Origin of the sequence: Burkholderia sp. AU6039 (genome assembly GCF_002223365.1) — a bacterium.
Taxonomy (GTDB): Bacteria; Pseudomonadota; Gammaproteobacteria; order Burkholderiales; family Burkholderiaceae; genus Burkholderia.
On the sequence record NZ_NKFK01000004.1, the window covers coordinates 1005485 to 1016879 of the forward strand.

Below are 11395 nucleotides of genomic sequence, written 5' to 3' on the forward strand. Positions count from 1 at the left end.
CCGCGCCTGCCGCGCGGCCCCGCTTTCCTGCTTTCCGTCGTCAGGCGGCCACGCGGCCGCCCGTCATCGCGCCGACGCGCGTGAGGAAATGCTCGCCGTCGCGCCGACCGAGATCGTACGCATGCCGCATCTGCGACGGGCTCGTGTAATCCCAACTCGAAATAGACACCTTGCTCGACGGCTGGACGTACAGCCGCCGCTGCTCGCCGTGCGCGACCGTGAACATCTGCGGGCGCGGGTACAGCCGCGTGACGAGCACCAGCACGTCGCCGGGCGTCGGGTCGAGCGCGTCGACCGGCACGTTGTCGACCATCCCGCCATCCAGCACGGGCCGGCCGCCGCGGCGCAGCACCGGCGTGAACGGCGGCGTGCAGGACGACTGCAGGATCAGGTCGGCGAGATCGTCGACGCGCGCGCAGGCCTGCGCGCGCACGAATTCCGGCCGAAAGCCGAGCGAGCGCCCGAGCGTCGGGTGCAGCGTCTTGCGCACGTACTTCTCGATGTTGTACGCGACGAGCCCGGCGGCCACCGCGCTGCGCGCGCCGAGCCAGCGCGGCACGTGCGACACGCCGATGCGGATCTCCGGCGCCGCGGCCAGCTTCGCGAACGGCTCGCCGTAGATGTCGAGCAGCGCCTGGCGGTAAATCCGGTAATGCGGAAACACGGGCTCGCGCCCGAACAGGTTGCCCCAGTACGCGTTCTTCCGGTTGTGGCGCAGCGCCTCTTCGTAATAGCGCATCACCCAGGCGGCGTCGCGCGTATACAGCATGCACGCGGTCGCCGCGCCGGCCGAGATGCCGGTGATCACGCGCGGGCGCAGGCCGAGCGCCGGCTGGACGACGTCCCAGAAGCCGGCCTGCCACCAGCAGCGATTGCCGCCGCCCGCAAAGACGATCTGGTCGAACATCGCGCCGCTCAGCTGACGAGCGCGTAGGTCGACGTCGCGTGAACGGCCATCTTGCCGTCCTCGTCGAACAGCTCGACTTCGCCGAATACGAGATTGCGGCCCATCCGCAGCACGCGTGCGGTGACGAGCACATCACCCTTGCGCACGGGCCGCATGAAGTTCGTGTTCAGCGATACGGTGGTCATCGGCCGGAACTCGCCGAGCGCGACCGAGATCGCGACCACCATCGCGGTGTCGGCGGCCGCCGTGAACACCTGGCCGCAGATGATGCCGCCCGAATGGCGGAATTCGCCGGAAAACGGCAGGCGCAGCGTGACGCTGTCGTCGCCGATCGACACGGGGACCAGACCGAGCGAGCGGACCCAGGGGGCCAGCAGGCGATCCAGCAATTCGCGGACTGCGTTTTCGTCCATCTTCGGGAAGCCCAGAAAGCGTTGCGCGACCGCCGCGCAGCACGTGTGGCGTCATCATACCGGGAGCGCGAAAACTGCGATCGCTCGTCATCGGGCCGACAGCTGCTGTAGCGGTGACGAAATATTTTCAGGAAATTTGCAGAAAGGGCTTGCAAGCCCTCAAATACCCGTGCATAATCTTTCTTCTGTTGGGGGCGTTAGCTCAGTTGGTAGAGCAGCGGACTCTTAATCCGTAGGTCGAGTGTTCGAGTCACTCACGCCCCACCAGGAATTCCGAAGCCCGGTTAGCGAAAGCTAACCGGGCTTTTTCCTTTTCCGCCGTCGCACGCGCGGCGCGCGCCCTGTCGCAGTACGCCATCGCACGCCTGTTCCACATCGTTTCCGCTAGAATCGTCCGACAAATATCACACGACCGGCGCAGGCACTGCCGTTTGCCCGCCGGCACTGAGAGAACATGGGACGTCAGACATGGAAGCATGTAACCGAGACGCGACCATTCAGAGAGCCTGGTTGCGCCAATATCGGCGAGTCCGTCGGGACACGCCGCTCCCACGATCACACCGGCATCCGCAGTGCGACGCACGAACCGGATCCGGCCATGCCGGGTAAGGACGCGCTTGTCGCCATGGCGCTCGGCGTCGTACTGCTCGTACTGGCAGGCGTGCTCGCCGTCACGACCGGGCAGGCGACCGGTCATCTGGTCCGCACGCCGGGCACGGTCGTCCGTATCGTGCAGGACAGCGACGCGATGCGCGCGTACCGGCCGATCGTCGCGTATCTCGCGAACGACGGTCAGCGCCGCGAGGTCGCCGGCAATACCGCGTCGACCACCCCCGCCTACGACATCGGCGAAAACGTCGAGGTCCTGCTCGATCCCGTCCATCCCGAGCGCCCCGCGCTGATCGACGATTTCGCGCAACGCTGGTTTCCGGCGTCGGTGGCGGCGCTGCTCGCCGTCGCGTCGTTCGCGATCGGCGCCCTGCTGATCGCCGGCAAGCGCCACCGCATGCAATCCGATGCGCCGCCCGCCCGGGCCGAGCGCAAGCAGGCGCGACGCCGCTGGGATATCGCGATCGTGCTGATTCCGATCACGATCGGCACGGGCTTCATTGCCGGTGCCGGCGCAGCCGGCCTGCGTCAGTGGCAGATCGCCCACCACTACGCGCGCTCGACCGGCCACGTCGTCGAGATCGCAAAAAATGCGCGGTCGGCCCGCTCGCGCACGTCGCTGTATTCGGCGATCGTCGCGTTCACGACCGACAGCGGACGCCGGATCACGTTCGCCCAGGGCGCGGCGTCGTCGCATCCGGGCCTGCAGGAAGGCGAAGCGGTCAACGTGCTGTACGACCCCGTCACCCCCGAGCGCGCGGTCATCGACCGCTTCTGGGATCGCTGGGGCCTCACGGCCATCCTGCTCGCAATCGGTGCGCCGTTCCTCGCGGCCGGGCTGTTCGTCGCCGCGACGCTGTGGCCGGAGCATCGGTCGCACGAGATCGCCCCATGACGCTCGCGCGCCGGCCGCGCATCGCCTGCCACGACAACCGGTACGGCGCGCGCGTCACCGCTCCCTGAACGCCTCCACCTTCGCGCGGTTCCCGCACGTGCGCATGTCGCACCAGCGGCGCCCGACGCCGCGACCGCGATCGACGAAGAACCACGTGCACCGGCCGCACTGCCTCACCCGCGCGAAATCGTCGCTGCGCAGCAGTTGCTCGAAGCCGAGCGCGGCCGCGTCGACCCAGCGCGACGCGGCACGCGCGTCGGGCCGCCATGCGAACCGGCCGTCGACCGCATCGAACGCGCTGCGCCCGATCGCCTCGCGAATCGCGACGGCGAGCCAGTCCGCCGCGCGCGCGCCGGTCGTGCCGCCGCCTCCGGCCGTCAGGTGCAAGATTGCCGTGTAGGCATCCTCGCGAAAGCGATGCAGCGCCGCCAGCGCGTCCGCGTCGTCCTGCCGCGCATGACGCAGCAGCCGCGCCAGATCGGCCGGCGCCAGCAGCCCCGATCGTTCCGCCCACGCATGCACGGCCGGCCAGTCGACGAGCTTGTCCGCGTCGCGCGTCTTGCCCGTATCGGCCACCGTGTTGAGGAAGTCGAGCGCCGGATGGCCGCCGACGAAATCGGCTGAACCCCATGCGTGCGCGGCCCGCGCGGACTCATGTCGAGTAACCATTTATTTTCACCTATCGGTTTCACACCCGGGCAATCGGGAGTAACCTGTTAACAACCAAAACAGGTTAGCACGGAGAGGCCGATGCTCGAACTCGCCAACCGCTTCATTTTCGAAGGCCACCGGATTGCCTGGGGAACGATCGGCGAAGGCCCGCCGCTCGTGCTCGTCCACGGCACGCCGTTTTCGTCGCAGGTGTGGCGCCGGATCGCGCCGTGGCTCGCGCGGCGTCATCGCGTGTTCTTCTACGACCTGCTCGGTTACGGTCAGTCCGACATGCCGGACGCGGACGTGTCGCTCGGCCGCCAGAACAGGCTGTTCGGCGCGCTGCTCGATGAGTGGAACATCTCACGCCCCCGCGTACTCGCGCACGACTACGGCGGCGCAACCGTGCTGCGCGCGCACTTTCTCGACGGCGTCGCCTATGCGGATCTCACGCTCGTGAATCCGGTCGCGATCGCGCCGCAGGGTTCGCCGTTCGTGCGTCATGTCGCGCAGCACGAAGCCGCCTTCACCGGATTGCCCGCGTATGCGCATCACGCGCTCGTGTCGGCGTATCTCGGCAAGGCGGTCGCGCGGCCGCTGAGCGACGAGGCGCTGTCGATCTACCGCGCGCCGTGGCTCACGCCCGACGGGCAGGCCGCGTTCTATCGCCAGATCGCGCAGATGCGCCAGCGCTACATCGAGGAAGCCGAGGCGCGTTACGCGCCGCCGGACTTTCCGGTGCGCATCGTGTGGGGCGAGGACGACGCGTGGATTCCGCTCGAACAGGGGCAGGCGCTGGCCGATCGCATCGCACACGGCCAGCTGATTCGGGTGCCGGGCGCAGGCCATCTGGTGCAGGAAGATGCGCCGGAGGCGATCGTCGCGGCGGTGCTCGACGCATCAGGGCAAGGTTGACGCCCGCCGAAGCGCATGTCGCATGTCGCTTGTCACGTGTGCCGCGTCAGAACACCGGCACGCCCTGCGCGAGCGCCGAGATGAATTTCGCGGTGCGCGGATCGCGCGGGTCGCCGAACAGGTCGCGCGACGCACCGGCTTCGACAACGCGGACTTCCGCGAGAAACACCGCGTCGTGTGCAATCGACGCGGCCAGGCGCAGGTCATGGGTGGCCATCAGCATCGTCGTGCCTTCCCGTGCGAGCTGGCGCAGCACCTCGACCACTTCGACGGACAGCTCCGGATCGAGCGCGGACGTCGGCTCGTCGCACAACAGCACCTGCGGCGACGGCGCGAGCGCACGCGCGATCGCGACGCGTTGCTGCTGGCCGCCCGACAGCGTGCCGGGCCACGCGTCGGCCTTGTCCGCGATGCCGACCTTCTCGAGCAGCGCGAGCGCGCGTTCGCGGGCTCGTTCGCGCGGCCAGCGCTGCACGGTGACGAGCCCTTCCATCACGTTCTGCACGACGCTCAAGTGCGGAAACAGCTGGAAGTTCTGGAACACCATGCCGGTCTGGCGTCGCACCGCGAACACGGCGTCGCGCGCCGGCCGCTGCGCCGGCGAGAAGTCGATGCGCGCGTCGCCGACCGTCAGCGTGCCCGCCTCGGGCACCTCGAGCAGGTTCACACAGCGCAGCAGCGTGCTCTTGCCGCTGCCGGACGGCCCGATCAGCGCCGTCACGCTGCCGGGTTGCAACGCGAGGTCGATCCCTTGCAGCACACGGTGCGTGCCGAACGACTTGTCGATGCGTTCGAGCCTGATCATCGCAGTTCCGCCTGGAACAGCGCATGACGGCCGAAGCGGATTTCAAGGCGACGCTGCAGCGTGGACAGCACCGAGCTGAGCAGCAGATAGACCAGCGCGGCTTCCGTATAGAGAATCATCGGCTCGTAGGTGACGGCCGCGATCCGCTGCGCGGCCTGGAAGATCTCCGGCACGGTCAGCACGGCCGCGAGCGACGTGTCCTTCACGAGCGAAATGAACGAATTCGACAATGCGGGCAGCGCGACGCGCGCGGCCTGCGGCAGGATCGCGCGACGCAGCGCCTGCGGGCGCGTCATCGCCATCGAGTACGCGGCTTCCCACTGCCCCTTCGGAATCGATTCGATCACGCCGCGGATCACCTCGGCGTTGTACGCGCCGACGTTCAGCGAGAAGCCGATCACCGCGGCCGTCAGCGGATCGAGCACGATGCCGACGCTCGGCAAACCGTAGAAGATCACGAACAGCTGCACGAGCAGCGGCGAACCGCGAAACAGCCAGATGTAGAAACGGACGGCGGCCTGCGCCCAGCGCGGCCCGAACAGCCGCGTGAGCGCCGCGCCGAAGGCGAGCAACAGGCCGATCGCGAACGACGCGAGCGTGAGCGGTACCGTGAACACGAGCCCCGCGACGAGCAGGGGCCGCAGCGATTCCGCCATCAGGTGAAGCCAGGCCGGCATCGTTTCAGCCTCGCGTCACGGCTGCGACACGTCGCGGCCGAAATACTTCTGCGAGATCTTCGCGTAGGTGCCGTCGGACTTGATGTCCGCGAGCGCCTTGTCGATCGCGGCCACCAGCGCGGGGCTGCCCTTGCGCAGCAGCACGCCCGATGCGTCGCTCGCGCCGCCCGTGTCGGTCGCCGCGATCTTCAGCTTCGCGTCCGGCTTGTGCTTGCGGAAATCGAGGTACGACAGCGAATCGTTGATCGTCGCGTCGACGCGCCCCGAGCTCAGCAGGTCGATCGATTCGTTGAAGCCCTGCACGGGCACGACGTCCGCGCCGTGCGCGGCCGCGAGCTTGCCGAAGTTGCTGGTCAGCGTATTCGCGGATTTCTTGCCCTTGAGGTCGTCGAACGAGCGGATCGTCGTGTTGTCCGCACGCACGATCAGCACCGCGCGCGACGTGATGTACGGCGTCGAGAAATCGTATTTCGCCTTGCGCGCGTCGGTGATCGACACTTCGTTGACGACCGCGTCGTAGCGGTTCACGTCGAGGCCCGCGATCAGCCCGTCCCACTTGCCTTCGACGAACTGCGGCTTCACGCCGAGGCGCTGCGCGATCGCGGTCGCGATGTCGACGTCGAAGCCCGTCAGCTTGCCGGTTTCGTCGTGGTACGTGAACGGCGCGTACGTGCCTTCGGTACCGACCCGGAACACGCCGGACGACTTGATCTGCGACAGGTCGTCGGCAGCCAGCGCGCTCGTGACCGAAACGGCCTGCAGCATGGCGACGACCAGGATGGAGCGAAGGAATTTCATGGTGCGGACCCCGAATGATTGGAGGGAATGGTCCCGCGGCACATATATGCCGTTCGAGAGGTCCGCGAATTCTACCGACGCGTCGAGGCCCGGCAAAAACGCAAATCGGCTATCGATATGAGCGCGACGAATAACGCGCCGGCCAGCCCCCTCATCCCTCAGATGAAATCCGTCGCGATGCAGCGCGGCAATGATCCGACGATTCGTTACCGGCGGTTACAGAAGCGACACTGCGGTATCACCCGTTCGGCATGCGCTACGTACCATGAAGGCAGGTCAACCTGTTGCTCGCGGGCCTTGCCCCGCGAACGGAGTGAACGGCAAATGAAACGCATCCTGTTCTCCAGTGCCGTCGGCCTCGCGGCCGCCTGCCTGTCGGCAGGCGCATTCGCGCACGCCGACGTCGGCGTGTACTTGGGCGTGCCGGGGCCGGTGATCGAGGCGCCGCCGCCTGTCTACTACACGCCGCCGCCCGTCGTGTACGAGCCGGCACCCGCCTATTACGGCCCGTACTACGGCGAATATCGCTATCGCCGCTACCGTCACGACAACGGCTGGCATCGCGGCTGGCGACATCACCACCACGACGACGACGATTGACCGTCGCCTGGCAGCCATCGCGGGCGCATCCCGCCCGGAGAATCTCCGCGCGCCGGCCTTCGAGCCGGCGCGCGCACATCACACGTCGCTTACCACGGCAGCGAATACGTCTTCGTATTCGTGAAGCTCTTCATTGCTTCCTGCACGCCTTCCTTGTACCCGAGCCCCGAATCCTTCACGCCGCCGAACGGCGTCAGCTCGAGCCGGTAGCCCGGCACCTCGCGCACGTTCACGCTGCCGACTTCCAGCTCGGTGATGAAGCGCGTGATGTGGTCGAAGCGGTTCGTGCAGACCGACGACGACAGCGCATAGTCAGTGCTGTTCGACATCCGGATCGCTTCGTCGATGTCGCGGAAACGCATGATCGGCGACACGGGGCCGAAGGTTTCGTACTTCACGAGCGGCATGTCGGGCGTCACGCGATCAATCACCGTCGGCGAATACAGCGCACCGTTGCGGACGTTGCCGACCAGCAGCCGCGCACCGCGTGCGATCGCGTCATTCACCTGCTGCTCGCAGAACTTCGCGGCCGCTTCGTCGATCACCGTGCCCATGTCCACCGACGGATCGGCCGGGTTGCCGTACGACCACGCCTTCGTTTTCTCGACCACCAGTTCCGTGAAGCGATCGGCCACCGACTCGTGCACGAGCATCCGCTTGATCGCCGTGCAGCGCTGCCCCGAGTTCTTGTACGAGCCCGACACCGCGAGCGTGCTCGCTTCGTCGAGATCGGCGTCTTCCATCACGATGATCGGATCATTGCCGCCGAGTTCGAGCACCGCGCGCCGGTAGCCCATCCGCGACGCAATCGACTTGCCGATCGATACGCCGCCCGTGAACGTGATGAGATCGATCGCCGGGTTCGTGATCAGCTCGTCGGCAATCTCCTTCGGGTCGCCGGTGAGCACTTGCAGCATCTGCGGCGGCAGGCCCGCTTCGTACAGGATGTCCGCGAACAGGTAACACGACAGCGGCACCTTCTCCGACGGCTTCACCACGATCCGGTTGTTGGTGGCCACCGACGGCACGATCTTGTGCGCGACCTGGTTCATTGGGTGATTGAACGGCGTGATCGCGGAAATCACACCGAGCAGCGGATCGCGCTGCGTGTACACGCGGCGCTTCTTGCCGTGCGGTGTCAGGTCGCACGAGAAGATCTGCCCGTCGTCCTTCAGCACTTCACCGGCACCGAACGTCAGCACGTCGGCCACGCGGCCGGCTTCGTACGTCGAATCCTTGATGCACAAGCCGGCCTCGGCCGTGATCAGCGACGCGATCTCGGCAGTGCGCGAGCGCACGATGTCGGCCGCGCGGCGCAGGATCGCTGCCCGATCGTGGCGCGTCAGCGTCGGCCGGTAGGCGCGTGCGGCGGCAAACGCGCGCCGCACGTCGTCCAGCGTCGCCTTCGGCACGGTGCCGACCAGCGCGCCGTCGTACGGGTTGCGCACTTCGATTACCGCGTCCCGATGAATCCGTTCCCCATCGATTCGCAGTGCTTCGCGACGAATCTCGCGGACGTCCGTCGATGCTGCAATGGCGTTCATGAGTGTGTCCCCTTACGGATGCGTGCGCATCACTGCAGATGGTTGAGCGCGATGTCGATGATGTCGAAGTTGCGCAGCCGCGCGCGGCCCGAGACGTCGCCGGCGACCGGCTTGCTGAAGATCAGCGGCACGATCTGCTCCGAGATCCCGCCGTGCGAGCGCAGCGGCACGTCGAGACCCGACAGGTCGTGCTTGATGCGGCGCGTGCCGAGCACGACGTCCTGCTTCGAGATCACGATCAGGTCGCCCATCCGCGCCGGCGGCAGCTCGAAGCGCGCGCAACCCTCGGCGCCCGTGAGCACGACCTCGATGCCGTCGACCGCGGCGAGCCGTGCGCGCAGCGCTTCGGCGTCGGCCGTTGCCGGCACGTAGACGGTCGCGAACGAGCCGAGCGCGCCGTGGTGCACGACGTACGGATCGGTGATCGGCAGGATCACGCGCGCCGCATCCTCGCCGAGCCACTCGTCGAACAGCTCCTGCAGGTAGATCACGTTCGGCTCGCCGGTTTCGTCGTCGTGCTTCGCATTCATTCCGTGGTCGGCCGTGATCGCGACGATCGCGCCGAGCGCGTCGAGACGCTGCAGGTAGGTGTCCATCATTGCGTAGAACGCGTTCGCGCCTTCCGTGCCGGGCGCGCACTTGTGCTGCACGTAGTCGGTGGTCGACAGGTACATCAGGTCGATCGGGCGCGTCTCGAGCAGGCGCACGCCGGCCGCGAACACGAATTCCGAGAGATCCGCGCTGTACACGCTCGGCACCGGCTTGCCGACCAGCTCGAGCACGTTGTCGATGCCGTTTTCCTCGATGCTCGCCTCATCGGCCTTTTCCGACGAGAAGCAGATGCCCTTCAGCCCCTTGCCGAGCAGGCGGCGCAGCTTGTCCTTCGCGGTGACGACCGCGACTTTCGCACCCTGCTCCGCGAAGGTCGCGAGCACGGTCGGTGCGACCAGGTACTTCGGATCGTTCATCAGCACTTCGGCGCCGGTGTCGCGATCGTAGAAGTAGTTGCCGCTTATCCCATGCACCGCCGGCGGCACGCCTGTCACGATCGACAGGTTGTTCGGGTTCGTGAAGCTCGGCACCACGCACTCGCCCTTGAGCGCCGTGCCCGGCTTCAGCAGCGTGCGCAGGAACGGCGCGACGCCGGCCTCGGCCGCTTCTTCCAGATATTCGTATGCGCAGCCATCGACGCACACGACCACCACGGGCCGGCTCATCCAGTTGTAGCGGCGGCCGTTCACTTCCACGGATACAGGCGTTTCATTCATGACGTTCATTCCTTTCAGGTCGAAGGGGTGAGCCGTCGGCGCCCGCGCCGCGCCGAAGGGAGGTGTTTTCCATGCTTGACATTAAAATTGATGATTTGTAGATTGTCAACAACATGCAGAGAACAGAAAGCAAAACAACGGTGCAGCAAGAGGGCTGGTCTCCACTCATCCGCCGCGTGCCGCGGCGCCACAGTCAAGGGGTCTGAAGATGAACGAAGTGCCGGTAAACAAGCGTTTGAACGCATGGGCGGCGGGCGCGGCCCGTTTCGCGCTGGCCGCGGCGGTCGCGCTCGGCGCGGTGCAGGCGGCGCACGCGAAGACGTCGCTGCTCGTCTATACCGCGCTGGAAGACGAAGCGATGAAGCCCTACAAGGACGCGTTCGAGAAAGCGAACCCCGATATCGAGATCCGCTGGGTGCGCGACTCGACCGGCTCGGTCACCGCGAAGCTCCTCGCGGAGAAGAACAACCCGCGCGCGGACGTCGTGCTCGGCCTCGCCGCGTCGAGCCTGACGCTGCTGGACCTGCAGGGGATGCTGATGCCGTATGCGCCGAAGGGCTTCGACCAGCTCACGCGCAAGTACAGCGACGCCAACACGCCGCCGCACTGGGTCGGCATGGACGTGTGGGGCGCGACGATCTGCTACAACCGCGTCGCCGCGCAGGCGAAGGGCATCCCGAAGCCCACGTCGTGGGAAGACCTGACGAAGCCCGTCTATAAAGGCGCGATCGTGATGCCGAGCCCGGTTTCGTCCGGCACCGGCTACCTCGACGTGACCGCGTGGCTGCAGACCTTCGGCGACGACAAAGGCTGGAAATTCATGGACGCGCTCGACAAGAACGTCGCGCAATACGTGCACTCGGGCTCGAAGCCGTGCACGCTCGCCGGCACTGGCGAATTCCCGATCGGCATCTCGTTCGAGTTCCGCGGCCACGAACTGCAGTCGCAGGGCGCGCCGATCGATCTCGTGTTCCCGAAGGAAGGGCTCGGCTGGGACATGGAAGGCACCGCGATCATGAAGACGACGAAGCAGCCCGACGCCGCTAAGAAGCTCGCCGACTTCATGGCGAGCAAGGAGGCGAACCAGATCACCGCGCGCTGGTGGGCGATCGTCGCGTACCCGGGCGTCGCGCGCAAGCTGGCCGGCATCCCCGACAACTACTCGGACCTGCTCGTGAAGAACGACTTCGTGTGGTCGGCGAAGAACCGCCAGTCGATTCTCGATACGTGGCAGAAGCGCTACGGCGCGAAAGCGCAGCAGTAATCCCGCGACCCGCCGCGGGGCCGCGCCGCGCGCCGCCCCGCGCCACCCT

The 11395-nt window shown here is 66.8% G+C and carries 12 protein-coding genes and 1 tRNA gene; 5 read left to right on the top strand and 8 right to left on the bottom strand.

The genetic code is table 11. The features are described 5' to 3' along the window. Positions 1 to 40: 40 nt before the first annotated feature. Both CFB39_RS17425 and CFB39_RS17430 read right to left on the bottom strand, forming a co-directional pair. Positions 41 to 907 (bottom strand): patatin-like phospholipase family protein, encoded by an 867-nt coding sequence (locus CFB39_RS17425; RefSeq protein ID WP_089473751.1) that lies wholly within the window; start codon positions 905 to 907, stop codon positions 41 to 43. Between the two features lie 8 nt (positions 908 to 915). Next, positions 916 to 1320 carry a PaaI family thioesterase gene (locus CFB39_RS17430; protein ID WP_059232891.1) on the bottom strand — a complete coding sequence of 135 codons (405 nt, stop codon included), beginning with the start codon at positions 1318 to 1320 and terminating at the stop codon, positions 916 to 918. Between the two features lie 191 nt (positions 1321 to 1511). On the opposite strand from CFB39_RS17430, the gene CFB39_RS17435 reads away from it, so the two are divergent. Both CFB39_RS17435 and CFB39_RS17440 read left to right on the top strand, forming a co-directional pair. Next, a tRNA-Lys gene (locus CFB39_RS17435) sits at positions 1512 to 1587 on the top strand. A gap of 187 nt (positions 1588 to 1774) precedes the next feature. Continuing rightward, entirely contained in the window at positions 1775 to 2824 is a 1050-nt protein-coding gene (locus CFB39_RS17440) for a DUF3592 domain-containing protein (RefSeq protein WP_089473752.1), read from the top strand. A gap of 54 nt (positions 2825 to 2878) precedes the next feature. Here the strand turns inward: CFB39_RS17440 and CFB39_RS17445 are convergent, their stop codons facing one another. Further along, positions 2879 to 3493 (bottom strand): CGNR zinc finger domain-containing protein, encoded by a 615-nt coding sequence (locus tag CFB39_RS17445; protein ID WP_089473753.1) that lies wholly within the window; start codon positions 3491 to 3493, stop codon positions 2879 to 2881. 81 nt (positions 3494 to 3574) lie between these two features. Here CFB39_RS17445 and CFB39_RS17450 point away from each other — a divergent pair, with 81 nt between their 5' ends. Next, a complete protein-coding gene (locus CFB39_RS17450; protein WP_089473754.1) occupies positions 3575 to 4390 on the top strand; it encodes an alpha/beta fold hydrolase in 816 nt (271 codons plus the stop codon). Between the two features lie 46 nt (positions 4391 to 4436). Here CFB39_RS17450 and CFB39_RS17455 read toward each other — a convergent pair whose 3' ends face one another. From CFB39_RS17455 to CFB39_RS17465, 3 genes are read right to left on the bottom strand one after another with little or no spacing between them, the layout of a single operon-like run. Beyond that, complete coding sequence (locus CFB39_RS17455) at positions 4437 to 5195, bottom strand: amino acid ABC transporter ATP-binding protein (protein ID WP_089473755.1); 759 nt, start codon at positions 5193 to 5195, stop codon at positions 4437 to 4439. Next, complete coding sequence (locus CFB39_RS17460) at positions 5192 to 5872, bottom strand: amino acid ABC transporter permease (protein ID WP_089426605.1); 681 nt, start codon at positions 5870 to 5872, stop codon at positions 5192 to 5194. Before CFB39_RS17460 ends, CFB39_RS17455 begins: the two co-directional genes overlap by 4 nt. A 15-nt stretch (positions 5873 to 5887) precedes the next feature. After that, complete coding sequence (locus CFB39_RS17465; protein ID WP_089473808.1) at positions 5888 to 6670, bottom strand: amino acid ABC transporter substrate-binding protein; 783 nt, start codon at positions 6668 to 6670, stop codon at positions 5888 to 5890. Between the two features lie 324 nt (positions 6671 to 6994). Between CFB39_RS17465 and CFB39_RS17470 the strand changes: the two genes are divergently transcribed. After that, positions 6995 to 7270: a hypothetical protein gene (locus tag CFB39_RS17470; RefSeq protein ID WP_089426606.1), complete on the top strand. Its 276-nt coding sequence runs from the start codon at positions 6995 to 6997 to the stop codon at positions 7268 to 7270. 89 nt (positions 7271 to 7359) lie between these two features. Here CFB39_RS17470 and phnY read toward each other — a convergent pair whose 3' ends face one another. Continuing rightward, positions 7360 to 8814, bottom strand: coding sequence for a phosphonoacetaldehyde dehydrogenase (gene phnY / locus CFB39_RS17475; RefSeq protein WP_089473756.1), 1455 nt, complete (start codon positions 8812 to 8814; stop codon positions 7360 to 7362). A 29-nt stretch (positions 8815 to 8843) separates the two neighbouring features. Then, positions 8844 to 10082 carry a phosphonoacetate hydrolase gene (gene phnA / locus CFB39_RS17480; RefSeq protein ID WP_047852694.1) on the bottom strand — a complete coding sequence of 413 codons (1239 nt, stop codon included), beginning with the start codon at positions 10080 to 10082 and terminating at the stop codon, positions 8844 to 8846. 208 nt (positions 10083 to 10290) lie between these two features. Between phnA and CFB39_RS17485 the strand changes: the two genes are divergently transcribed. Beyond that, positions 10291 to 11346, top strand: a complete 1056-nt coding sequence (locus CFB39_RS17485) for a putative 2-aminoethylphosphonate ABC transporter substrate-binding protein (protein WP_089426608.1) — start codon at positions 10291 to 10293, stop codon at positions 11344 to 11346. Positions 11347 to 11395: the final 49 nt, after the last annotated feature.